General features: G+C 44.2%; 25 protein-coding genes. 3 read left to right on the top strand and 22 right to left on the bottom strand.

The features are described from left to right. Positions 1–2: 2 nt before the first annotated feature. From AB6D93_RS08110 to AB6D93_RS08085, 6 genes are all read right to left on the bottom strand, one after another. Entirely contained in the window at positions 3–641 is a 639-nt protein-coding gene (locus AB6D93_RS08110; protein ID WP_004733393.1) for a response regulator transcription factor, read from the bottom strand. Then, the gene (locus AB6D93_RS08105) at positions 634–1989 is read right to left on the bottom strand and encodes a cache domain-containing protein (protein WP_102332085.1); all 1356 of its coding nucleotides are present in this window, start codon (positions 1987–1989) and stop codon (positions 634–636) included. Before AB6D93_RS08105 ends, AB6D93_RS08110 begins: the two co-directional genes overlap by 8 nt. Positions 1990–2093: 104 nt before the next feature. After that, positions 2094–3377, bottom strand: coding sequence for a TRAP transporter large permease subunit (locus tag AB6D93_RS08100; RefSeq protein ID WP_029235146.1), 1284 nt, complete (start codon positions 3375–3377; stop codon positions 2094–2096). A gap of 9 nt (positions 3378–3386) precedes the next feature. Beyond that, entirely contained in the window at positions 3387–3932 is a 546-nt protein-coding gene (locus tag AB6D93_RS08095) for a TRAP transporter small permease subunit (RefSeq protein WP_052879091.1), read from the bottom strand. Between the two features lie 197 nt (positions 3933–4129). After that, positions 4130–5224 carry a TRAP transporter substrate-binding protein gene (locus tag AB6D93_RS08090; RefSeq protein ID WP_017060957.1) on the bottom strand — a complete coding sequence of 365 codons (1095 nt, stop codon included), beginning with the start codon at positions 5222–5224 and terminating at the stop codon, positions 4130–4132. A 553-nt stretch (positions 5225–5777) separates the two neighbouring features. Then, complete coding sequence (locus AB6D93_RS08085; RefSeq protein WP_017060956.1) at positions 5778–6170, bottom strand: hypothetical protein; 393 nt, start codon at positions 6168–6170, stop codon at positions 5778–5780. 220 nt (positions 6171–6390) lie between these two features. Between AB6D93_RS08085 and AB6D93_RS08080 the strand changes: the two genes are divergently transcribed. Continuing rightward, the gene (locus AB6D93_RS08080; protein WP_102332084.1) at positions 6391–7191 is read left to right on the top strand and encodes a DUF2982 domain-containing protein; all 801 of its coding nucleotides are present in this window, start codon (positions 6391–6393) and stop codon (positions 7189–7191) included. A gap of 111 nt (positions 7192–7302) precedes the next feature. On the opposite strand, the gene AB6D93_RS08075 is transcribed toward AB6D93_RS08080, so the two are convergent. From AB6D93_RS08075 to nrfB, 15 genes are all read right to left on the bottom strand, one after another. Next, positions 7303–7956, bottom strand: a complete 654-nt coding sequence (locus tag AB6D93_RS08075; RefSeq protein ID WP_017060954.1) for an MBL fold metallo-hydrolase — start codon at positions 7954–7956, stop codon at positions 7303–7305. A 205-nt stretch (positions 7957–8161) separates the two neighbouring features. Then, positions 8162–8710 (bottom strand): YcbK family protein, encoded by a 549-nt coding sequence (locus AB6D93_RS08070; RefSeq protein WP_017066830.1) that lies wholly within the window; start codon positions 8708–8710, stop codon positions 8162–8164. A gap of 198 nt (positions 8711–8908) precedes the next feature. After that, on the bottom strand, positions 8909–10447 hold the full coding sequence (locus AB6D93_RS08065) for a murein L,D-transpeptidase (RefSeq protein WP_102332083.1): 1539 nt from the start codon (positions 10445–10447) through the stop codon (positions 8909–8911). Between the two features lie 80 nt (positions 10448–10527). Continuing rightward, a complete protein-coding gene (locus AB6D93_RS08060) occupies positions 10528–11616 on the bottom strand; it encodes a DUF1513 domain-containing protein (RefSeq protein ID WP_102332082.1) in 1089 nt (362 codons plus the stop codon). Beyond that, positions 11606–12667: an imelysin family protein gene (locus tag AB6D93_RS08055; RefSeq protein WP_102332081.1), complete on the bottom strand. Its 1062-nt coding sequence runs from the start codon at positions 12665–12667 to the stop codon at positions 11606–11608. Before AB6D93_RS08055 ends, AB6D93_RS08060 begins: the two co-directional genes overlap by 11 nt. A 159-nt stretch (positions 12668–12826) precedes the next feature. Next, positions 12827–14215, bottom strand: coding sequence for a di-heme oxidoredictase family protein (locus AB6D93_RS08050; RefSeq protein WP_102332080.1), 1389 nt, complete (start codon positions 14213–14215; stop codon positions 12827–12829). Between the two features lie 111 nt (positions 14216–14326). Beyond that, entirely contained in the window at positions 14327–15586 is a 1260-nt protein-coding gene (locus AB6D93_RS08045) for an imelysin family protein (protein ID WP_017063566.1), read from the bottom strand. A 176-nt stretch (positions 15587–15762) separates the two neighbouring features. After that, a complete protein-coding gene (ribA, locus tag AB6D93_RS08040; RefSeq protein WP_009848836.1) occupies positions 15763–16359 on the bottom strand; it encodes a GTP cyclohydrolase II in 597 nt (198 codons plus the stop codon). Positions 16360–16608: 249 nt separating this feature from the next. After that, positions 16609–16785 (bottom strand): hypothetical protein, encoded by a 177-nt coding sequence (locus AB6D93_RS08035; protein ID WP_017060980.1) that lies wholly within the window; start codon positions 16783–16785, stop codon positions 16609–16611. Between the two features lie 89 nt (positions 16786–16874). Beyond that, on the bottom strand, positions 16875–17315 hold the full coding sequence (gene nrfF, locus AB6D93_RS08030) for a heme lyase NrfEFG subunit NrfF (RefSeq protein ID WP_017063564.1): 441 nt from the start codon (positions 17313–17315) through the stop codon (positions 16875–16877). Further along, positions 17312–17866 carry a DsbE family thiol:disulfide interchange protein gene (locus AB6D93_RS08025; RefSeq protein WP_102332079.1) on the bottom strand — a complete coding sequence of 185 codons (555 nt, stop codon included), beginning with the start codon at positions 17864–17866 and terminating at the stop codon, positions 17312–17314. Before AB6D93_RS08025 ends, nrfF begins: the two co-directional genes overlap by 4 nt. Then, positions 17859–19763, bottom strand: coding sequence for a heme lyase CcmF/NrfE family subunit (locus AB6D93_RS08020; RefSeq protein ID WP_102332078.1), 1905 nt, complete (start codon positions 19761–19763; stop codon positions 17859–17861). The genes AB6D93_RS08025 and AB6D93_RS08020 overlap by 8 nt, the downstream gene beginning before the upstream one ends. Before the next feature lie 167 nt (positions 19764–19930). Next, entirely contained in the window at positions 19931–20905 is a 975-nt protein-coding gene (gene nrfD / locus AB6D93_RS08015; RefSeq protein WP_017063561.1) for a cytochrome c nitrite reductase subunit NrfD, read from the bottom strand. A gap of 2 nt (positions 20906–20907) precedes the next feature. Then, positions 20908–21594 (bottom strand): cytochrome c nitrite reductase Fe-S protein, encoded by a 687-nt coding sequence (gene nrfC / locus AB6D93_RS08010; protein WP_102332077.1) that lies wholly within the window; start codon positions 21592–21594, stop codon positions 20908–20910. A 3-nt stretch (positions 21595–21597) separates the two neighbouring features. Beyond that, positions 21598–22182 carry a cytochrome c nitrite reductase pentaheme subunit gene (nrfB, locus tag AB6D93_RS08005; protein WP_019822323.1) on the bottom strand — a complete coding sequence of 195 codons (585 nt, stop codon included), beginning with the start codon at positions 22180–22182 and terminating at the stop codon, positions 21598–21600. Between the two features lie 481 nt (positions 22183–22663). Between nrfB and nrfA the strand changes: the two genes are divergently transcribed. Together nrfA and AB6D93_RS07995 are read left to right on the top strand one after the other, a co-directional pair. Beyond that, entirely contained in the window at positions 22664–24094 is a 1431-nt protein-coding gene (gene nrfA, locus AB6D93_RS08000) for an ammonia-forming nitrite reductase cytochrome c552 subunit (protein ID WP_170967436.1), read from the top strand. Positions 24095–24219: 125 nt separating this feature from the next. Further along, complete coding sequence (locus AB6D93_RS07995; protein WP_102332076.1) at positions 24220–24564, top strand: rhodanese-like domain-containing protein; 345 nt, start codon at positions 24220–24222, stop codon at positions 24562–24564. Positions 24565–24603: 39 nt separating this feature from the next. Here the strand turns inward: AB6D93_RS07995 and AB6D93_RS07990 are convergent, their stop codons facing one another. Continuing rightward, positions 24604–25233: a tetratricopeptide repeat protein gene (locus AB6D93_RS07990; RefSeq protein ID WP_102332075.1), complete on the bottom strand. Its 630-nt coding sequence runs from the start codon at positions 25231–25233 to the stop codon at positions 24604–24606. Positions 25234–25365: the final 132 nt, after the last annotated feature.

Here is a 25365-nt window from a genome sequence, read left to right as displayed (position 1 = left end):
GATTACTCCACAAGCCCCGAATTGACAGCGTACTTAGCAAGCTCTGCCGTAGAGTGAATATCCAGTTTATGCTTGATGTTTTGTCTGTGGGTTTCAACCGTTCGGTAACTGATATTCAAACCCTTCGCGATCTCTTTACTGCTCTCCCCTTTTGCGACTAATTTCAATACCGCTTCTTCACGCCTGCTCAATGGATTCTTCACAGATTGCGTGGGAGTAATCGGCTGAGTAAACAAATTCTGCGTGACTTTTTCACAAAAATAGGTCGAGCCTTGATTGACCGTTTTGATCGCTTGCACCATTTTTTCAGCCGAAATCTCTTTCAACATATAGCCGACTGCGCCCGATTGCATCACCTTCATGATGTATTCACGGTTGTTATGCATGGTCAGCATCAACACCTTCGCTTCTGGGTCTTCTTCTTTAATCAGATGGGTCGCATCAATGCCGTTCATGATAGGCATACTGATGTCCATCAACACCACATCAGGGCGCAGAGACTTAACGACCTCAACCGCTTCTAATCCATTACTGGCCGTACCTATCACGCTAATATCTGGCTCAAGTTCCAATCTCGCCATAAAGCCATCCAGTACCACTTGGTGATCGTCAGCGATCACAACTCGAATAACTTCACTCATTCATTAATCCCTCTAGTGTCAGTAACACTGTAATTTCCGTTCCAAGGCCAATCTCACTCATCAATTCAAAATCACCACCGATGAATTCCACTCGCTCTCTCATGTTACGTAGACCGATCCCTCGTTTTTCCATCGCTTTATAGGTGTTGAAACCGACACCGTTGTCTTGGATTAGAAGCTGTAACACGTTGCCAATTTGCTGTGCGATAACCGTTACTTTGGTCGCTTGTGCGTGTTTCTCTATGTTATTTAGGGACTCTTGCACCACTCGATATAAGGTCGTCGCGGCCTCTGATTTCAATTTTCCGGGCTGAGTACTAAACAAGGTTTCAACCTCAATGCCCGAGTGCGCCTGAAAATCCAATAACAACGAAGACAGAGCCGCTTCTAAGCCGATATCATCCAAAGAACTTGGGCGAAGTTGATGCGAGATGTGCCTCACCTCTTCGATCGCTCGCATCAATGAATGCTGCGACTTATTCAAATGCGCTTTGAGGTTTTCATTTTGTAACTTATTACCAAGTAGTTCTAAGTGGCAACGACTTGATACTAATAATTGATTAATACCGTCATGTAGCTCTCGCGCTAAATGCTTCTTCTCGTCTTCTTGGAACATCACCGTTTTATGGGCGAGCTCTTTTAAATTATTATCCGCGATTCGATGTTCATGCATGTTAATGGCCAACGTCAGCACGATAATAACCGCCACCGTCACGCTAAGAATCACCACAATCGAGAAGAACGTGGTTTCAATATTCTTGTTGATCGCAGCCTGCATCGAAGCCACTTCTTGGTGCACGTCTTCAATATACAAACCCGTGCCAATCATCCAGTCCCAACGCTCTAACCAAGCGGCGTAGCTCAGCTTAGACACCACCTCACCCGTCGACGGTTTTTGCCACAAATACTGGTGAAACCCGCCTCCGGTTTGCGCTTCTCTTAACAGAGCCTCTATCAGAAAATCGCCATCTTCATCTTGCAGTTGGAGTAGGTTTTGGCCTATCAATTCTGGCTGAATTGGATGAACCAAGTTGGTCCCGAGGCGATCGTATGCGAAGAAGTACCCATCAGAGCCATATCTAAGTTTAGACAATATGGTTCGAACTTTTTTTTTGGCTTGGGCTTCTTGGATATTTGGATCGTTATAGACGTGTTCTATGGCGTCGAACGCGAGATCAACCGTGTCTTTGAGGGCGTTTTCACGCGACTTGATTAGGCTGTCTCTAAAGATCTCGACTTCTTTAGCGCCTAACGTCTTAGTCTGGTGCAGCGAGATCCAACTAATACTCGCCGTTACCAGCAGCAACGGGAGCAACGTCAGCAAAATCAGCTTGGCTTTTAGAGGCATTCCTTTCCCTCACAAAAAACGGCTTACTGAACATCAATAAGCCGTTTTACTTTAGCAATTTATAGATAGCCGTTGAAACATATCATTCACATTCTTGGCTTCACTCACATTCCATAGAAAGATGGGAAAGCGAGAAGTGATCCAAGTACGAGGATTTGAATCAGAATGAACGGCATCACACCTCGGTAGATGTCCTTAGTCGTCACGCCTTTCGGTGCTACGCCTTTTAAATAGAACAAACTAAAACCAAATGGCGGCGTTAAGAAGGAAGTTTGTAGGTTCATCGCAATAAGGATAGCGAACCATGTCATGTTGATGCCCATCAGTTCAGCAACTGGCGCAATGATCGGCACGATGATGAAACAGATCTCTACGAAGTCGATGAAGAAACCCAGAATCAGAATCACCAGCATGGTAATGATCAGGAAGCCCCATTTTTCACCTGGCAGTTGTAGCATCCACTCTTCAACCAGATAGTCGCCACCAGTGTAGGTAAACGCCATTGAGAATGCCGTTGCACCCAACAAGATAGCAAATACCATCGCCGTTACTTTCACCGTCTCTTTCGACGCCTCGTACACCATCGACCAACTAAATTGACCGTAAAGCAGTGCAAGTATCATCGCACCCGCGCCACCTAATGCGGCTGACTCTGTTGGCGTAGCAACACCTGCGAAGATAGAGCCCAGTACAACAATGATTAACGCTAGAGGCGGAAGAATCGCTTTCAGTGCATTAAACACTTCCTGCTTACGGCTGATGGAGTCATCACGTTCAATAGGTTGAGCCGCTTCAGGGTGTAGCTTTGCGTATATCAAGATATAAACGATGTACGCGCCGACCAGCATCACGCCCGGCCAAATCGCCGCTTGGAACAAGTCGCCTACAGGAACACCTAGAACATCACCCAATAGAATCAATACGATGGAGGGTGGAATGATCTGCCCTAGCGTACCAGACGCACAAATAGTGCCGCAGGCTAAGCCTTTGTCGTAATTGTACTTGAGCATTACAGGTAGGGAGATAAGTCCCATAGCAACAACAGAAGCACCAACCACGCCAGTAGAAGCCGCAAGTAGTGAACCTACTAATACGGTTGAAATCGCGATACCACCACGAACGCCGCCAAACAGTCGCCCCATAGACTCAAGCAACTGCTCAGCAAGCTTGGTCTTTTGTAGAACGAGCCCCATAAAAACAAACAATGGAACGGCCATCAGAACCGTGTTTTCCATAATGGATTGAATTCGATATGGCATGAAGGCAAACATTTCAATGCCCTCAGCCCAAACACCAAAGATTAACGCGATACCACCAAAGGTGAACGCCACTGGGAAGCCAAGTAAAAGTGCAAACAAGGCTACGAAAAACATTACTATTCCAATCATGTTCAGCCTCTACTTATTCTTTGTATGAGTATTGTTTGCATGGATAAGGTGCGGATTAAAAATCTTGTTCAGCGAATGCAGGATTAAACCTACGCCACTGAGTGCCATTAAGAAGAATGACAGCGGGATCATAGCTTTGATGATCCAGCGATATGGCAAGCCACCCGGGTCACCTGAGGTTTCACCGAGGTTATAGCTCTCTTTGGCCACATCAATACCAAACCAAGCAACCAGCAAACAAAAAGGCATCAGAAAGATCAGTGTGCCGAGCAGGTCAATAATCGCTTGTGCCTTGAAGCTCAGTTGCTCGTAGAACACATCCACTCGCACATGACCACCAGCCTTGATGGCATAAGGAACACCTAATAGGAAAACGGCTGAGAAGAGGTGCCACTCCATCTCTTGGAAAGCGATAGAGACATCGTTGAAGGCATATCTCATGACAACGTCATACACAACGTTGGCGATAAGTAAAATAAACAACATACTGGAAAGCCATCCCAGTGCGTCACCGATACGATTAAACAGGCGTTCAATATAAATTAGACTTCGCATTCCCGACTCCATGGAATTTGAAAAGACATCGCGCAGCTGAGGTAACGAGCTGTAGGACGTAGAAAAGGTTCTTGAGCGTAATACAGGATTTATCCTGCTTAGTTATTATGTTTTAAATGAACCCTCGGCTTATTCACTCTTAAATACTCAATAAGAAAAGCTTCGGGTTCATTTAGATTCAGTTCAACAACTGTCGATTATTTCGCTTGGCTATTTAGATAAGCTCTATGTGAAATATCCGTCCATGAACGTACTTGCTCTAGGTAGCTTGCTTGTGAAGCTTGAATCTCTTTTGCTAGCTCATCTTTCTCAGCATGTGCAGCCAGTAGGCGATCGTTCGCTTCTTTCAGAGCAGACATAACCTCTGGTGGGAAATCTTTCACTTGTACATCTGGGTATTCTGTCTTCATTGAAACCCAGTTCTTACCACTTTCGTGCGTTGCTTGTGTGTACATGTCGTAAGCCGCAGTACGCATTGCAACACGTAAGATTTCTTGTAGGTCTTCAGGCAGCTTGTTCCATGTACGCTTGTTCACTAGGAATTGAAGCTCTGAACCCGGCTCGTGCCAACCTGTGTAGTAGTAAGGCGCGATTTTGTGGAAGCCCATTCGTAAATCCAGCGATGGACCTACCCACTCTAGTGCATCAATCGTGCGACGCTCTAGAGACGTGTAAAGTTCACCTGGGGCAATGTTCGTCGGTTTAGCACCTAGCTCAGCAAGAATCTCGCCTGCAAAGCCCGGGATTCGCATTTTCAGACCTTGTAGATCTTCAACGCTGTTGATCTCTTTTTGAAACCAACCCCCCATCTGGATATCCGTGTTACCACCAGGGAAAGACATCAAGTTATGTGGAGAGTAAACCTGCTCCATTAACTCCATACCACCACCGTGATAGAACCACGCGTATTGTTCTGCTGGCGTCATACCGAAAGGCATAGAAGTGAAGTAAAGAGTGTTTGGAACTTTACCTTTCCAGTAGTAAGAGCCTGAGTGACCCATGTCGTATTGACCAGACTTAACCATGTCAAAAACGCCAAGAGGTGCTTTGTGTTTGTTTGCTGAATCGATTCTGATTTGCAGTCGACCATTCGACATCTTCTCAGCCATCGCCGCCATGTTTTTGGTTGCATCACCGAAAACTGGGAAGTTTGGTCCCCAAGTTTCCGCAAGTTTTAAACGGTAAACCTTATCAGCGGCTGTAGCACCAGTAGCGACCAAAGCTAAACAAGCCGCAGCAGTTACTGCAACGTTTTTAAAAACTCGTGTGAGGGAGTTAGAAATGAGACTCATGTTCACGTCCTTTGTTGGGTTAACACTCTTTCTATGAGCATTTTTTATGATTCAACATAAGAGTGCACCGTGATGAGGCAACAAGATATCAGGGAGAGCACGCACGCATGGCGTTAACAAAGTTACGTATTAGACCAAAGGATTAAGTAGAACTACGTAGGAGATGATTGAATAGTGTCGATTTCAAAGGAGTTTGGATATTCACCAAGGCAATGCGTATTGATAAATACCTAAGTATTAATAATTAAATACTCTTAACAATTGATTGCCATTTCGTGATGAAGCTCTATTCATTGCTGTATTTTAGGGAAAAAAATCAAGGCTTTGCTCTCTTGATCTACCTAGCTAACGCCCTAATTTAGTGCTTGCTGATTCGAAGCTCTGACACGAGACAACACTAATCAGTTAAGCCGTATATCGAATTGGAATTGAGATTATAGAGCCTAGGTTTAGGCTTGGATTTGGGCTCGGACTTGGCATAATGTGCCAGATACAAAAAAGCCTCGAAAATCGAGGCTTAAAAACTTAACGAAGCGAATGTAATCCCACAGGATTAGATAGCTTTGTAGATAACCTTGTTACCTGCTAGCTGCTCTTTCGCTACTAGGTTTTCTTCAAGAAGTTTTTTCAATGCGCCTGTTGCCCATGAAGCTGCTTTCGCGTCTTCTTGACCAGCTTCTAGGCCGATACCTTTAGGGTTAATGCCTTCAGCATTGCTAACAACGATGTCTAGAACTTGTTGTTGCTTAGGAGTCAGTGCTACTGCAACTTCTTTAGTTGCTGCTACTGCTTTCTCTACCGCTGGTTTTGCTGCTACAGTTTTTTCTGCTACAACTTTCTCTGCGACAGGCTTCGCTTTTTTCGGCGTTGCCACTGCTTTAACTACAGCCGCTTTAGTGCGTTTCTGCAGTTTAGCCTGCACCTTACGCTTATGAGCAAGTCTCATTGAATATTTCTCCAGTTCACTGCTCTTTTCGCAGTGGTGAAAATTTGAAGCGCGATTTATACCAAAAAACAGGAGCTATTTGTAGAGTGAAGCGTCGAAAGTCGACGAAAAATACCGATATTGTCTACTAGCGTCTATTATTTAAACATCGACTTATCAATTCAGGGTCATATACACTGGTTATCCATCCAGACAAAAATATGAAAACTTGGTGTTACCTATGGACACTCGTCACCTTAGTAATTTCTCTTTGCCTTCATTCACTCGCTCGTACCGTATCCTCGCCATTATTTTAGGCTTCATTTGCTTGATCGTTTCGCTCTACAGTGACAATCCAAAGTTACTGATCGTGGGTGCTTTTTGCAGTATTACGCTTCTGGGAACTGGCTACTATTTGATGCTGCGCAGCCGAGTGATGTTCACACTTACCCCGACTCATTTTCAGCAGCACTTTTACAAAGGGGGTTGGGTTTTAAAATGGAGTAACATCCAAAAAATTGGTCTTTGCACTTATGAACAAGATGGTTGGCATCAACCTCTGCCCTGGGTCGGAATTAAAGTAAAAGATTACTCGCCCTACCTCGATTCGATTTGCCCTAAAATAACTTGTGAATTATTGCTCAGCCAACGAGCACTTTTGTACTTAGGAGCCAAACAAGCAGGCAAAGAGTCCAACTTTGAGGATATGGTTCTCGACTCATCGCATTACCATGCGCGTTGTACTGAAAGTGGCTGTGTCGAACTAAGCCAATACAAAGAGTCGCAGAATACCGACAACGTAAATTTCAACGATAACCAATCACAGGACAACCTTGATTCACCGAATGAGACAAACAGTCCAAACGCGGTGATTAAAAACTATTCTGGATTGCAGGCGATGCTTGCCAACAGAATGAAATATCAAAGGGGCTTCCACGGTTATGACATTTTCATATCAACCCATGATTTGAATATGAGTGGAGAAGAGTTTGTGGGGCTGGCTCGACGCTACTTGGCTGCCGCTGAACGTCTTTCTGATTAAGGTTTACCAGTAAGTTCACACACAATAAAAAAGCTTAGCTTTCAGGACAAAAGCTAAGCTTCATTTTCAATCAATCGACACAAATAATCGGTTTGAAAATCAAAGATTTAATTAGTACAGAGGCATTTCATCTGCGACGAACGGGTTTGATGCACGCTCGCGACCGAATGTCGATTCAGGACCATGGCCCGGAACGAATGTTACGTCACTGCCTAGTGGCCAAAGCTTAGTCTTGATTGAAGCGATAAGCGTATTGAAGTCACCTTGTGGGAAGTCAGTACGGCCAATTGCGCCGTTAAACAACACATCACCCACAAACGCTAAACGAGCTTGCTCACTGAACAGTACAACGTGACCTGGCGTGTGGCCCGGCGTGTGAATCACATCAATCACTTGATTACCAAAAGTGACTTTGTCGCCCTCTTCTAACCAAGTGTTTGGTTCAAAAGCTTTACACAGTGGGAAACCAAACATCTGACTTTGATTCTCTAGACCTTGTAGCCAGAAGTTGTCTGCCTTATGCGGGCCCACAATTTCAACCTTCAAGATCTCAGCAAGTGGTACCGTACCGCCAACATGATCTAAGTGACCGTGCGTCAGTACCAAGTTCACAACCTTAACACCGAGTTCTTCAATGATAGCCGCGAGTTGTTGAACATCACCGCCCGGATCGACAACGATGCCTTCCATGGTTTCATCACACCACACAATCGAGCAGTTCTGAGAAAAAGAGGTAACAGGTACAACTTGATACTTAAGAGACATATACAAACCTTAAAGAGCGAATCTGGTGAACAACTCGAATATCGCTATGTTATTGGCAACAAACCCAACAATAACAAACTAAACAGCAACAAACTGAGCAGCAATAAACCGAATTATTAGAACAAACTGAAATTTGGGCAAACTATGACATTGGATGTCTACTTTGACAAGTGCCTACCGTATCACTCAATAACTCAGCTTAGTTCTACCAGCTGCGAACTGGACCAGTATCAATGTGGATGAAGTTACTACGAGCGTAATAACCAACACCACCTGCTTGCAGACTTTTAGCTACGTCTCTCAGTTCCTTTAAATCAACACCATCGATACGAAAATCGATCGCTTTACCAAGCATGTGATAGCTCTTTTTAGCGACACCACTCGACTTAGAGCGCAACGCTTCGTTGGTTGCTGGAGAGCGGTAGCCAGAGATGATTTGAACTTCTTTTTGAATACCCAGTACATTTTGAATCTGAGTGATCTGATCAAACAGGTTCTTATCCATTGGATGAATCTCATTGCGGCGGAAGTCACGGCACAGTTTGCTAAGGCGTGCCATCTCGTCACCAACATAGTTAGTGCCATCGAAATAACAAGTCTCTAATCGTTCACCAGTGTGAAGATTGTTCATTCTAATCGTTCTTGGTTGATCCGGGTATGAAGCGAAAGCGATAGAAGGAGTAAGAGAGGCGACTACAGCAGTACCACCAGCGTAAGTCAGAAACTGACGGCGTGAAAATAAACTTTGAGACATACAGCAAAAAAACCAATTAGATCGAACGAAAAATGCACGATACATAATGGAATTTGCTGCGTCAACGTACAAAAACCGTGCAAAACGTTAGTATTTGTAACCTTTGCACGGTTAGTTATTGATACTCATTATAATTTTATCAATAGAAGCTTGGTTGTCATTTTTCAGTCAAGATCACCTTTCTTGACCATATTTCAATCAACCGCCCTCTTTATCATATTGGTAGATATCACCGCGGTATTGTATGCCTCCTTCTTCAAACAACACGGTTTGATAAATGATATGCACTGGAATTCGCTTCTTGAGACGAACCTTAGTATTGGGCGCAAGTTCATCATCCTGATTCGGCACTTTCTTTACCTTAGTCGCAAATAACAACTCCGCGAGTTCCTCGGCATGCTCAACACGAATACAACCAGAGCTATAGGCGCGGAAGTCATCGTAAAACAAGCTTTTACTTGGGGTGTCATGGAGATAGATGGCTCGCTTGTTGGGCGTATTGAACTTATACAAACCCAATGCGTTACTAGAGCCTGCTTGCTGGCGCATTCGATAAGGAAAAGAGTTAAAGTTAATCGTTTGCCAATCTATCTCGTTAGTATCGACAGTTTCCATCGAACGCCAACCATCGATCACTTGAAAATTGTGTGTTTCAAGATAACTCTCGTCGGCTTTTACTTTAGGCAAGATATCTTTAACCATGATTTTCCATGGCACGTTCCAAGTCGGATTTAAGATAACCGAATCAAGCTTTATCTCTAAGAGTGGTGTTTTTCTCGATTTTCTCCCAACCACAACTTTAGATTCAAAAACCTCTTCCCCATCTTCCCAATACTTCATATCAAAACTAGGTACATTCACCACAATCAGTGAGTCTCTATTTCTTGGCCATAAGCGGGCACGCTCGGCGTTCAATGCTAGGGAAGTAAGTCGATCATCAAAGCCCATATTGATCCATTTGATCGTGTCTGGCCCGATGATCCCATCATCCGTAAGACCGTGCATGCGTTGGAAAGATTTAATCGCCTTTTGCAGATCTCGATCGAACTTGGGAAAATCGACCGCGATCATCGAGGTATCAACACCAACCAAAGCAATGCGCTCAACAAGAACCGTCTTGTCTGAAAGCTCGTCACCCAAGCGCTTCAAACCTTTCTGTCTATATCGTTCAATATTGAGTTCAGAGGCGGTTTCTAACACCGAATAGGTTGCTTTGAATTGGTCAAAATCCCCAACAGGCGGCGCGTAAGACAACACCATCTCCAATAAGTAATCATTGGCAACGCTGCTTTTTAAGCTCATCAGAATATGCGGAGAAGGCGCAGGTAATTTGGAATGCAACTTGCCCGAGAAGTACCAATCTTTACCGGCAAGCGGCGCATTTTCAACGTAGCTCAGGTAGTAGATAAAAGTATCGGTAAGTAATATGTCCAACTCTTGCCATTGAGCATGGGATTGATAGTGACGGATTTGCTTGAGTTGTCGCTCGAAGAGTGGTGCCATTTGCGCTTGTTCAAGAAGCGACAATTGGAACTCAAACGCTTTAACCAGCTCAGGAGAATCCCAAAGGATAGGCAGAGAAGTGTCTTGATAGATACTCTGTGTGAGCTCTGGATATATAAGCATGAAAGAGAGTTCTGATTCCGCCGGAATGAAACGGCTCTCGTCAGAACTCGCATAGCTCCATGCATGCACGGAAACTAACACCAATAATCCACAGAAGTATTTTGCTAACATGCTTAACTCCGTCACCAGCAATTCCATAAGTATGGCAAAGAAACGGGAGTAAGCATGTTATTTTTTAAGAGATTTATGAATCAAATTGCACTCCAGTGATTATCCCACTGGACCGATGATTGCTGAGTTGATTTCTCATAAGGCTTGCGCTGGCTAACCACACTGCCCGCCCCAGAGCTTAATCGAAACTCACCATCAAACAGCACAGCACCAGAAGCGTCAGATAATGCAGACAGTTCTACTAATTCTTTGGTCTCTTTCGACCAAATACCGTAGCAATTGCCTCTTGGCGAAGTCGCAATAATCCAATCGTCTGACGCCGCAATACTGGCGATATAGTGATTGAACCTTGCCCATTGCTCAGGCTCTGCGTTCAGTGATTCAAACTGGCCGCCTTTAGTATGCATCGCCAATAGCGAAGGATACTCATCTGGTTCACCACGATATTGCTGGCCACAAAGTACCGTTTCAGCACCATCATGGGCTAAATGTCGAATGCTCAGCTTCTTATCCAACAATTCAACCTGATCAAGTAACACACCTTCAGGAGAAACATAACTCAAGCTCGGCAGCATCGAATCGAGGTTTTTCGGTGTTCTACCATCAGTATGAACGCCACCAACGCCGATCGCGAGATTACCATCCGGCATGATGATCACTTCATGTGGGCCGATACCGAAACCAGTGAACTCTTCGACCTTACGATAGCCTTGCGCGACATCGTAAACGCCAATCACGCCTTGGCTGGTGTCCGTTTTCCCTTCGGTGGCATACAGTAACTTGCCATCTAATGAGTAAACCCCATGACCATAGAAGTGGCGGTTGTTACCTTTGACGACCATTTTGATCTGCTGACCGTTTTTATAGTCAAACACCATAAAATAGTCACCAGGACGACGAGCAAAAACCACCGCATGCGATGAGGTTGGGCAAATCGCGACGCCATGGCCACGATTGGGGATGGGAAGTTGGCTCAGTGGCATGCCAAATTCGTCAGCCACAACTGCAGAATATTGACCACGACCATTAAGCGCACAGCCAATCAGTTGGGGATCGTTCGACGCACTCACCCCATCCTTTCGAGTCGCACACCCAAACGGAAGCAATGGAACAGCTGCACAACCCAGTGCAGCCTTGAGTAACGATCTTCTCGTATTATCAGTCACCATCGGTAGCATTAAATCCTATTACCACGCCAAGCTCTATCGCTACTTCTTCATGAATCAGGTACTTCAAACGTTCTAGTTTGTTGTATTGAGTCAGCACCTCTCGGTAGCCCTCTTTGCTCTGTAATAGAGTAAACAAGCTAGAGTCTGTAGGCCAAGTATCTAAGGTTAGCGTGAACTGGGCAGCTACACGATCGGCAAGGTCATTTAAGCCCTTTTCTCTCAATAAACCATCAAGACCATTACCATCTGCTAAGTACAATTTCTCTAGCGCCGCTACGTTCGATTTCAGCTGAGTCATTGAGGTTTGAGCGCGCCATGATTCCGAGAAGTAAGGGCGTGGATGACCAATTTTAGCCATCGGACGACTCAGTTTTTTCATGCTGTAATCAAGTTGATTGGTCAACAAAGCGATGTACTCCGATTCCCAACGCATCTCGTCCAGTGCTAACCACGGGTTAACCTGCCAAGCTTCAGCAATAGAGGCCGATTTCATCGCCAGGTTTTGTGCGATAGCTTGTGAAGATAGACAACCTGAAGCTTTGTCTTGAAGCAATGGAGATTGCTCGTCGTACAGAGACCACTCCAAGGCGCCAAGCCCTTGAACAGTCACACTCTGCTGTGCGATTTCATCTTGTGACCAAGCTTTATCTTGCTGAGTCAGTTGACGCATTTTTAGACCTGTGGTGTTCTTTTTGTCTGGCCAAAACTGAACATTCCAGCTCTGTTCCAATGCCGCTGTTGGGCCTCTTTCTTGTCCTTGCAGTGCCATCCAGCTGTTCATGGTGAGCTGCCACTGATTTTCCAACGCATCCAGCTCAATATTGTTGGTTTCACAGTAACCCTGCATCAAGACTTCCAGCTCACCGGCTTGCTTAGCGAATAGCACGGCTGAATCAAACTCTTGTTGATACACGCTACGGCTGATATGAGCAGTCGTGTCTGCTTGATAAGAGACACCGTTAACCTCAGATGAAGCCGTTTGCTCACCCGATGACTGGCAGCCTGCCATGATTAATACCGACAAGGGCATTAACAAAAATTTATGTGCCATGCTGTTACCTTACTTCCTAGTTTTTCTTTTAATTATATGAGTTCAATAAATATGAAACGACCGCTGGCCTCGTATTCCTACAAGTTCAGCGGTAGTCAGTCTTTTGTTAGCGGTTTTCTTAAGTAACTAAGCCGTTGGCTTAACTGAATTCAAGACAGCCTATAATGAGTCCAAAAACGCTAGTAGTGCTTCGCGTTCACTGCTACTCAAAGCTAATACTTTTTGTTTTGCCATTTCTGCTTCACCACCATGCCAAAGTACCGCTTCCATAACGTTTCTTGCGCGACCGTCATGAAGTAAGAACGTATGACCGTTCACTTCTTTGGTATAACCTAATCCCCAAAGTGGTGTGGTACGCCACTCTTGACCATTGGCAAGATACTCAGGGCGATTGTCCGCTAAGCCTTCACCCATGTCGTGTAGCAACATGTCGGTATATGGGCTAATTAACTGATTAGATAATGCAGACAGACCTTCTCGCTCTGCCGTGCGGAATTCGGCCTGGTGACAGCTTTGACAACCAACGTCTTTGAACAGTTTTTTACCTTGTACGACAGCTGGGCTATCGACATTACGACGAATAGGTACTGCGAGATGCTGCGAATAGAACTCAACAAAATCTAAGATATTGTCACTGACTTCTGGCTCGCCACCATTTGGAAAATCATCACAGGTTGATTGCGCTGATGTGCAGTTTTCATTCGGAAATAAGCGGCTTGTCAGGCCTAAGTCACCATTAAATGCCGCCGCGTTTTGCTGCATTAAGTTTGGCTGCCCGGCTTTCCAACCAAAACGACCTAGCGCCATTTCATTGGTTTGAACATCAAGAACATAGTTAGCTTTACCCGACACACCTTGCTTGTCAGCAAATTGCTGCTCTGCAAATCCTAGAATCGTTTCTTGTGGGATACTTTCAAGCAGACCAAGACCAATCATTGGCGGCGCCACTCGAGCTGAAAACTCGGTCTTAGGATGCATCTCGCCGAAAGCAAGTTCAGTAATATTTAAAGTGGGTTTACGCAGAGTAACGACGGTGCCGTCTTTGAATTCAACAGGAACATCCGTGTAGCTAATGTTCACTTTGCCCTCTGGTTTTACACCTTGAAGCGCAAAATCTTGTAGCTGACCGCCGTACGTCGGCTCTGGAATTCCACCATCTCGAATGAAGGCTTGTCGCTGCTCAGGCGTTTCAGCCGGAATGCTTAAACGAACCAACATGGATACTGCGTTCTCATCTCCTTCTTCTGGCGCGTGACCACGACCATCTTTGATGTGGCAGTTTTGACAGCCGTTAGTATTAAATAGTGGTCCTAACCCATCACGAGCATCGGTTGATGACGGTGCAGGAACCCAAGGGTTTCTAAAGAAGCTATTACCTACGCTGAAATCCAAGCGCTTACTCATTGGTAGATTGGCTGCGGGAAGGGAAAAAGCGTTCGCTCCTTCTTTCTTCACGGTCGTTTTGCCGCCAGAGTAGGTTTCATGAGCGTGTAATGGAGATACTAAAAACAGTGCGGTTAATAGTGAGGCTGAGAGATACGACTTCATACATTGCCTTGCTGTGTTTTTGATTTTAGTTTTTATGTGGGTGTGGCTTTCTTGAGGATCAAACAATTAAGGGCTCAATCAGAGCCCTTACATTTGTGTCGGCTCGGGTTCTTAGAACTCGTGATCCGCTGTGTCTGGGTTTAGGCTATCAATGCCAATCACACCCGCAGCACGCTCAATAGCCGCTGTTTGAGACACTAGCGCAACAATTGTTTTGTTTACTAGTGCATTACCCGCAGCGTTGTCAGCAGCGATTAGCTGATCGAAGTGCTGGTTGTTTTTCTCTGCAGACGTTACTAATTCGCCTACTTGTGCACGTGCTAGGTCAAACTGCTTTTGAATCTCTTTCGCAGCTTGCTCATCTTTTTGCTCTACTAGGTCGAACAGGCTTGGGCCGGAAAGCAGAGTACCGTCTTCACGCTTGTATAGACCCGTGTAAACGTTGTAGATGCCTTGCTCGTTGTAGTAGTGAGAGTTGTGCGTGTTATCAGAGAAACAATCGTGCTCGTCTTCAGTAGAGTTTGCTTCTAGTGCAACCTTCATACGCTCACCCGCTAGCTCACCTAGAGACAGTGAACCCATGCCAAACAGCATTTTACGAAGACCATTCTCGCTAGATTCTGAAAGAAGCTCTTGACGGTAGTTGCCTTTCTCGCCTTCAGCCCACTGCTTTTCCATCCATTCTAGGTCTTGGATAAGTAGCTCAGCAGATGCTTTTAGGTATGCGCCACGACGGTCACAGTTGCCGTTAGTACACTCAGCGCCAACAACGAAATCAGTGTAAGCACGCTCACCTGCACCGCTGTTTGTACCGTTTAAATCTTGGCCCCAAAGTAGGAATTCAATTGCGTGGTAGCCAGACGCTACGTTCGCTTCAGAACCACCGATCTCGTTCAAGTCTGCGATTAGCTCAGGGGTGATGTTGGTTGCATCAACGGTAGTCTGACCAATTTGGAAAGTCTTGTTAGCCACGATGTTTGCGCTAGCGCCTTCGTTACCAAGTTCATATTGGTAATCAGTCGAAACATAATCAATCAGGCCTTCATCTAGTGGCCATGCGTTCAGTTGGCCTTCCCAATCATCAACAACAGCGTTGCCGAAGCGGAAAACTTCTGACTGTTGGTATGGTACGCGAGACTCAAGCCAAGCTTGTTTTACTTGTTCGAAGTTGCCAGCAGAAGGAGAAGCTAAGAAGGTATCAATAGAAGAGTTCAACGCTTTTGCTGTAATTACTGAATCTGCAAACACTGCATGCGCAATATCTGCGTAATGTTCTACAACTTGATCTTGAGTTACTGCTGCGAAAGAAGAAGCAGAGGCAAAAATGAGTGACGAAGTTACGGCTTTTGTCACTAAAGATTTAATGGTCATGAAGCATCCTTGTTGAGCTTTAAATTATTATTCGTAGTAATAGTGCAAACCATTATCATTTGCACTACGGATTGAAATAATACAAACTTACAATTTTATTGCAAGATAAATACAAAAAAACCTCACATATGTGAGGTCTTTAAACATTTTTATGTTAAGCGTAACAAAGAGGCTAATCAGATATCCAGATTATGCTTACCGTGTGAGACTTTTGCCTTCAGGTAGCTTTCATTACCCGATTTGATATGAGCAGAGGTATTCACCACTTCTTCAATCTCAATACCAAAAGATTTTAGCTCATTGATCTTCTTAGGGTTGTTGGTGACTAAGCGGATTTTTGTAGTACCTAAGGCGCGTAGCATTTCAGCAGCTTCAGTAAAATCGCGTAGGTCATCGCCAAAACCTAGGTGGTTGTTGGCTTCATAGGTGTTCATGCCTTCGCTTTGCAGACGGTACGCATCGATTTTGTTGTACAAGCCAATACCACGACCTTCTTGGCGTAAGTAAAGAATCACTCCACCCGTCTCACCCATAATTCTAATGGTTTCGTCTAGCTGCTCACCACAGTCACAGCGAGAGGAATGGAAAACATCACCAGTCAGGCACTCAGAGTGCATACGAACAAGAGGTATGTCTTGTGTCTTGTCTGCTGATTTAAATATCACAGCAACATGCTCTTTATCTGTTTTCAATCCATGAAAAGACAGAAGTTCAGCATCTATACTGCTTGTTACCCCTACTTTGAAATCTATTCTGGCACGCACTTCCGCCATAGCTATACTCACTTGAAAATTCGATGTATTTAACGACGCTACATTATATGTCTAGGCAATATTTTGTAGCTAACTATCTAATGATAGACACTATGAGGCTGTTAACAATTTTTTTCAAGGTCGACCTTGTACAAATTGTTATAATATAACAATTATTTTTCAAGTAAGAAAAAACCCCACATTGGGATGACCAACATGGGGTTATAAATTAAACAGTTGCGGCTAAAACTACACTTTTTTACAGAACGCTCAACTTACTTGAGTTTGCTTCCAGATGACAAGTTGCACCCAAGCATTCTCTAATTCGGTTAGCTCTTCTTGCGTAAGCGTAGAAATGCTCGACTTAGCACTGTATCTCTCTGCCCATTTATCTGACTGGACATGAGTATGGAACTCTTTCTTTAAATTTGAGATTACGTTATCCACAGATACATCCTTATATAGCAGTGCTTAGCCTTTATAATCGGTTAATGTTACAAAATACAGGTCAGTTGGTAAACAGTAATACACAATTTTTATGAGCTCTTCCTAACACTTTTTACTGATAAATATATAAATAAGAGAAATAATAGGCTCGGTAGCAACCAAAGTAATAGATTTGAAACCTTCATCGCCGGCTTATAAAGTACAAATTCACCAAATCTTTCCGTCATATATCGAGTAATCTCATTATTACTCTTCCCTGCTTTCACCATATTGAACACAACAAGGCGTAAGTCTTTTGCTATTGGTGAGTTGGATTCAATCAGATTTTGGTTTTGACATTGTGGGCAGCGTAACGTTTTCGCCAAGCTAATAGCACGTTGCTGTTGTTCTGGGTTTTCAAACTCAAACAGTTCAACTTGAATACTCGTCTCTGTATTACTGGCAGTAAACAGATCTTCAGCCATGGTTGAAAGGCTAATCACTAAAAGAGCTGACAGCATAAACAAGGTTTGTATTAGAGACTTCATCATCCATTCACACCATCAAAATACATCGCAAGCTCATCTTTCCATACCATTTCATTAATCACGCCCAATAGCTTTTTAATGATCTGGCCATTGGCATCAACCAAATACGTTTCAGGTGTGCCGATTACGCCCAACTCTAACGCTAACTTGCCTTGAGGGTCACTGATCACGGTTAAGTACGGGTTGCCATCGTTCGATAACACGTTAATCGCAGCCCCAGAGTTATCTCGATAATTGAGCCCAACGATGGGAATGCCTTTATCGTGAAGTTGAAGCAAAAATGAATGTTCGGTTTTACATATCCCGCACCAAGATGCCCATACATTAACCAGTTGATAAGGGTGCTGCGTGACATCAGTAAGCGTAACTTTCTGCTGACCACTGACGCCTTCACTATTCACTAACGCACTCGATGTAAATTCTGGAAATGCCCTTTGTTGTTCAGACACCATGGTCGATTGCTGCTTATTATCAAGCGCAAAGACAAATCCCAGCACCACAATCAATGCTAAGGCAATTAGAGTAATTAGCTTGTTACGAACGCTGTTATGCATACTGTGACGCCTTAACGGTTTTCTTTTTACGATGAGTCAATGAGAGCAAAGCGCCGATAATGGAGAACAGCCCACCAAACCAGATCCAGCGCGCATACGCCTTATACTGAACACGAAATGCGTAAGCGGTGGAATCGACTTTCTCGCCCATGGTGATATAAACATCGCCATGCCAGAACCACTTCATTGCAGGCTCACTCATGTTCATAACACGAACTTGGTAGTGTCTTCTTTCTGGCGCGATGGAAAAGCTTTTCTCGCTAGCATCTAATTCGAGTATCGCTTTTTCTGCAGTAAAGTTGGAGGCGACATAGAGCTCGGTATCACGATGAGAGAGCGTCCAGCCCATAAACTCAACCTCTTCACCTGGGCTCAATTTGTAACTTCGCTCAAATGAATGGTAACTGTTCATCGCGGCACCTATCGCTAATACTGCGACACCCACATGCGCCAACGTCATCACCCATACTTTGCGTTGAAACTTAGAGTTGCGCGTTACCGCTAAGCCGTAAACATGAGTCAGGGCTACCCAAAACGCAAGTGACCATGTCATTAGCACCATCACTTGGATCGCTTCAACTTGCAAAACATAAGTTACAAAGCCAAGACAGAGAGACAATAAGGCAATAATTCCAATCACACCTTTCGACGCTTGAGGTTTGATACTGAGCAATGGCGCTAACCCTATCACTCCCATCGCAAGCAGAGCCAATGGCGTAATAAGAAGATTAAAGTAAGGTGCGCCCACAGAGATATTTCCAAGGCCAAGTAATTCAAAAACCATTGGGTAGAAGGTACCAAACACCACCACCGCCGTACCCAGTACAAATATAAGTACCGCCACTAAACTCAAAAAACTTTTACTCGCAAAGCTAGTGATTGGATTCGACTCGAAAGATTCACCACGAACAATAAGAAGAGAAAACGAACTCACTAACACCAAAACCAGTATCAGCAACAGCGCGATACCTTTGGTTGGGTCAACAGCAAAAGCATGAACGGAAGTGAGGACGCCAGATCGAACAATAAAAGTACCGAGGATACTTAAACAAAACGTAATGAAAGCAAGGCTAAGTGACCACTTCAGCAACTGTTGCTTGCCTTTAGCAACACCCAAACTGTGCAATAGAGCGGTTGATGTTAGCCAAGGTAATAGGCTGGCATTTTCTACCGGGTCCCAGAACCACCAACCACCCCACCCTAACTCGTAGTATGCCCACCAAGAACCAAGAATGATCCCTGCGGTTAAAAAGATCCAAGCGACCAAACAACAACTGCGACAATGAGCGACCCAATCGAACTCAATCGGATCCACCAGCAAAGCGGCCACAGCAAATGCCAAGACCACAGAGAAACCAACATAACCCAAATACAACAGAGGCGGATGGAATATCAAACCAACGTCTTGCAGCATTGGGTTAAGGTCACGCCCTTCAAGTGGCAAGGTCGAATTCAGTTCAAATGGGTTCGAAGCAAATAAGGTAAACCATGCAAATATCGCGAGTAACACATTCATCACCCACAATACGCGGCTCTGATACTCAGAAGAATATTGCTTTTGTAGGGCAATCACACCCGACCAACAGCTAATGGTTAAGACCCAAAATAGCAATGAGCCTTCATGTCCAGCCCACACAGCGGCCATTTTGAAGAAGGTGGGTAATTGAGTATTGGAGTGTTCTGCAACATAGAGGATGGAAAAGTCGTCACCTACAAAGGCATAGCCAAGTAAAACGATAGCGCCAATGGAAAACAAAGCGCTAGAGAGGGAGAAACTGCGAATTAAAGCCACATTTTGTGCTTGTTTAGTTAGCATTTGATACATCGAATACACAGCGATAATGCTGCTGAGAACAGCGACTAAAATTAAACTAAACAGCCCCAAAGAACCGACCATATCACCTCAATCAGGCTCTACCTAAGCAGAACCAAGTTAAACCATTATTGGCATTGATTGCTCAACTAGCTGATGTAACTCAACTAGCTATTGCTACTCAGCGAAAAGAAATTTAGTGAGCAGATGTTTAGTATCCAACATCCACTCACTTATAACCTTGAGCGAAATTAAGCTAACGTTAATTGTCCTGCATAAAGGACAAACGTTCGCAGCATTAATACGCCCATTAGGCTTAGTGAAGTCACCGAGAAAATATACACAGTACTATGGCGAACCGATGCTGGTGTCACGGCATTCAGCAACAAGGGTAAAACCATACCCACACCAATTACGCCATACCAGAACCAACTTGCCCAGAAACCACCGCCAATCGCGTTCCATACTGCCTGCTCACTTTGACCACCAGCGAAGATAAGCCCAGTGAAGAAAGTAACAAGGACAAACAGTTCAAACATAACAACAGGACGTTCGAAGCCGTGGATCCAAGAAATACTCGCACTATGCGGAGACTCCTTAAAGACCAACACACCAAATAAAATACATGCCGCCGCTCCCGAGGATAAACTCGAGAATAAGAACAATATCGGCAACACTGGGTTATTCAGCATTGGGAAGGTATTTAGCGCAGAGAGTAAGAAGCCAGTGTAAGCCGCAAGTAATAGCGCAAGCACAGCTAAGAATATTTCAAAAACATTCTCAAAAGATTCTAATTTGCCAATCCAGTTACTGACAAAATCGAGTCGCCCTTTTAACCATGCTTGATCACTCAAGAATACGGCAATCTGATTTCGGAATATAATGCCGATCCAAACAAATAGGATCACCATATACACTTGGAATAAGATCACACCCATCGACATCACTGACGTCGGATTATAAAAGATCATGATCTTCCAAAATGATAGTGGTTTCGTCAGGTGGAAAACCAAGATCAATAAACCTGAGATGATCCCGAATGGTGCTAGAAAAGCCGTTGCCTTTAATACACCATTATTCGCTGGATCGTCCTCAATCACCTTTCTCTTAAGGTAAATCGAGATCATCACTGCACCCGCTGACATACCCGCCAAAAACAGATAGATAGCAATGATCCAGTCCCAAACCACGGTACCTGATTGAAACGCTGTATCCCATGCACTCATAATCAAATCTCCCCTTTTTGGTGTGGCACTTTATAGAGTTTTGGCTGAGTACCTAGATAAGCCTTATCTCTGTAAACCACTTCAGATTTAAGTACCTGGTTTATCTCGCTCTTAGGGTCATTTAAGTCGCCAAATATCAGCGCATTGGTAGGGCAAGATTCAACACAAGCAGGTAATTTACCTTGCGCAAGATTGGTATCGCGGCAGAAGTTACATTTGTCGGCCGACTTATTCTTAGGATGGAAGAAGCGCACTTGATATGGACAAGCTAGCAGGCAATAACCACAGCCGACACACTTCTCTTTATGTACATCAACAATTCCTGTCTTCTCATCTTTATAGGCGGCGCCTGTTGGGCAAACCATCACACAAGGTGCATTATCACAATGTTGACAAGAGTTACGAGTGAAACGGTAATCAACATTTGGATATTCACCTTGAGGTTCGCTCTTAATAATCTCTAAGCGCGATACGCCTTCAGGCACTTTGTTTACTTCACGACACGCCTCAGTACAAGCAGTACAGCCAATACAAGCGGTTTCGTCATGAATCATTCCATAACGTTTAGCCCCATCCTCTTGAACATTGGCCAACGTTTTACGACTTGTCACCGCTGCGGTTCCCGCAACACCTGTAGTAAAAATAACGGCACCCGCGCCAGCTAAAAAGTTTCTTCTTGAGCAGCTCATAGATTACTCCCCTTCTTTCTTCTGGTTGAAGTCTGAATGGCAATCCACACACAGCTTGATGGTTTGCTTCTTATCTAAGCCCAACACCTTTGCTTCTGTCGCATGAACATCATGGCAGTTTGAACACGTTAAGTTTTGTGCGTGTACGTCATGAGTCCAACTCGCTTCGCGCAGATCATCAGGCTTATGACAATCGATACACTGGCTATTGGCATCTAAAATTAAGCTAGGATCTAGGTAAACCTTGTCGGTACCTGGTTGTGATTGAGCCTCACGATACTTCACCACTTTAGGCGCGCCTTCGCGGTGGTCGGGGCTAATAGAACTATGACAGTCGGTACAATTTACTTCACGGCCAAGCAAAGCGTGTGCACTTTCACCATGTGAACCCAATACCGTTTCTTTTGAATCTTTATGGCACTGAACACACTTGTAGTCTTTGTCACGGATTAATTCGACTTCATGTCTTGTTGATTCCCCTACTGGCGTAACAGCAGGCTCAGCAACAGCATGAATGGAATAACCATAGAGGCAGAATGCTAGAAGGGATTTAAGCATTATGACTATGGCCAATTTAATATTGCCCATTTTATCCTTTCCTTATACCGGCATTATTTAACTCTCAACTAAATAATATTCCGGTTAAACAAAAGTACCCTTAAACGATATTATTACCGTTTAAATGATATCAATTCTTATTTTGGATAAGCCACAACGCTTTCTATAGTTAGAATATACCTCTAATTGGGTAATACGAAATTTCGATAGGTTAATCTGTGAACGCAATCACCCTATTTATATCATGGTCAATTTAGGTAATTGATTGTTATATATGATAATAATTCTCAGTTAAATTCTAATTAAACTAACCACCAATACCACTTTAGGGTTATATAAACTTCAACGTGACTAAGGTCACTGCCATTAATTGATCTGGGACAATCTATATCCAACACGTAACAAAATGTGTTTGTTTATGAATTAATATAAACAGGAATTCTCCAGTTCTTAATTTGAATAGCAAACTCACAACGCTTGGTATAAAAATCAGTATATTGGAGATATCACTGTGAAAAAGCATTGGATACGTAATTCGGTCACAGCACTATTAATGGTTAGCGCGTCATTAGCAAGCGCGACCAGTTTTGCTGCGTCTGAACAAAAAGAAATTGGCGATCCTCGTAACGATCAGTTCGAGCAAAACCACCCAGATCAATATCATTCATGGAGACAAACTTCAGAAAGCGAAACCATTGAAGACGCACTAAAAGAAGATCCCAACATGGTTATCATGTGGGCTGGCTACGGGTTCGCAAAAGACTACAACAAAGCGCGCGGCCACTTCTATGCGATTGACGATGTAAGACAAACCTTGCGTACTGGCGGTCCGACCGACGAAAGCTCAGGTCCAATGCCAATGGCGTGTTGGAGCTGTAAGAGCCCAGACGTTGCACGTGTTATTGAAGAACGCGGTGAAGATGGCTACTTCGAAGGTAAGTGGGCACGTCTTGGTAACGAGATCGTTAACCCTATAGGTTGTGCTGACTGCCATGACACCCAAAGCGATGAGTTCAAAAATGGCGAGCCAGCACTGAAAGTGACGCGCCCTTATGTTGAACGCGCTTTCGAAGCGATTGGTAAAAAGTTTGATGAGCAAAGCCGTTTAGACCAACAAGCTTCAGTTTGTGCACAGTGCCACGTGGAATACTACTTCACGGGTCCAACAAAAGGTGTGAAATTCCCTTGGGATAAAGGGACGCGTGTTGAACAGATGGAAGAGTACTACGATCAGATTGGTTTTAAAGATTGGACACATAAAGTCTCTAAAGCACCAATGCTAAAGGCTCAGCACCCAGGTTACGAAACTTGGCGTGAAGGCATCCACGGTAAGAACAAAGTCGTTTGTGCTGACTGTCATATGCCGAAAGTGACCAAAGAAGATGGCACCGTTTATACCGACCATAAAGTGGGTAACCCATTCGACCGCTTCGAAGATACCTGTGCAAACTGTCACACTCAATCTAAAGAGACCATGCTTAACATCGTTTCAAGCCGTAAAGCGCAAGTGCTGAACATGAAGCTGACTGCTGAGAAACAAATCGTAGCCGCTCACTTTGAAGCTGGCGCAGCATGGGAAGCAGGCGCAACAGAACAAGAGATGGAGCCCATCCTACAAGATATCCGTCACGCTCAATGGCGCTGGGATTACGCGATCGCATCTCACGGTGTTCACATGCACGCACCTGAAGTAGCCCTAGAGGTTCTTGGAACGGCGGTTGACCGCGCAGCAGACGCGCGAACTAAGATTGTTCGTCTACTTGCGAAGAAAGGCATTACCGATCCAATCGAGATTCCAGATATCTCAACCAAAGAAGCCGCTCAGAAAGCGCTAGGAATGGACATGGATAAGATGAATGCTGAGAAGCAACACTTCTTAGACACGGTGGTACCTAAGTGGGAAGAGCAAGCTGAAAAGCGTGAAGCCAACTACGAATACTAGTTTCTTCAATTAGACCATTACGTAAAAACCAGTCACACTATTATGGTGTGGTTGGTTTTTTAGGTTTTTGGGGAATACACATCAATACCTACCTCCGATCTACTCTCCAATTCAAGGAATAAACAATGAAAACCTTATTTTCACTTTCAGCATTGTGCGTTGCACTGTTAAGTTCTGGCGTTCAAGCGTCTGAGCGCGCCGATATAGGTTGGGAGTTAATTGAGAAAGGCGCATTGGTAGTTGATGTCAGAACACCTGAGGAGTTCAAACAAGGGCATCTCGACAACGCCATTAACTACCCACTGTCTGAGGTCGCAACACACTTTGCCAACATAGATAAAGACCAGCCAATCGTGTTGTATTGCCGCAGTGGTAATCGCTCAGGACAAGCCTATCAATTCTTACAAGCTCAAGGGTTTACTCAAATCCACAACGCAGGTGGCCTGATTGAAATGCAGGAAAGTAAATAGCCAAAGGCTAACGATTAACGACTAGCGATTGGGCCAAGCTTAACGGATCATCTGTTTGGCTTGGTTGATCGAGTGGATAATAGAAACACGATCAATCCCCTTCTGATTAGAGTCGAGAATTTGAGTCCAAGCATCGATCGCTTGTTGATAGCGCATACTGATGAAGTGATCGGTCGCGATTAACATCAAGGCCGTTCGATCGTTCGGATCAAGATCCATAGATTGCTCTAGCAGTTTGTTGACGTCATCACTCATCGCTTGTGAACTGAGATAATAAAGTGCGGTAGCTTTAGCGGCATACAAGCCTGAAGGCGCTTGAGGGTCTAAGCGAATCGCGTAGTCGTAACAGGTAAATGCAGCATCAAACTCCCCTTTCTGCATATAAACACCACCAAGCTTAAACCAAAGATCTGATTGATTAGGGTCTTGCTCCAAGCTCTGCTGAAGTTCATTTTGGAAATCTGTTGCTGTATAGCTGCTGTCGTCACTTGAAGTAAGTTGAGGGGCTTCTTGTTTCATCTGAGACCAAACCAGAATGCTGACTAATATCGCCACACATGAAATAAGGAGGTTGCTTTTCAGATGACTGGTTTTTCTGTTTGATGCGATCACGATTGCCACTAGAAATAGGCTCATTAGCAGCAAAGCAATCAGTAACCAGATATCCATTCCACTCTCCTTTCATTGACGCTTTACTGTACCTTTTTCTCACTAAAACAATATTGATCGAGGTTTAGCTATTGGCTTTTATACCAATTAAAGTAAAAATGTGATCTAATTAAGATTGATGAATTATTGTGA

The sequence above is a fragment of the Vibrio sp. 10N.247.310.23 genome, from assembly GCF_041467155.1.
Lineage (GTDB): Bacteria > Pseudomonadota > Gammaproteobacteria > Enterobacterales > Vibrionaceae > Vibrio > Vibrio crassostreae_C.
The sequence above is the reverse complement of the archived record's forward strand: the minus strand, read 5'-3'. Positions and strand labels throughout refer to the sequence as shown.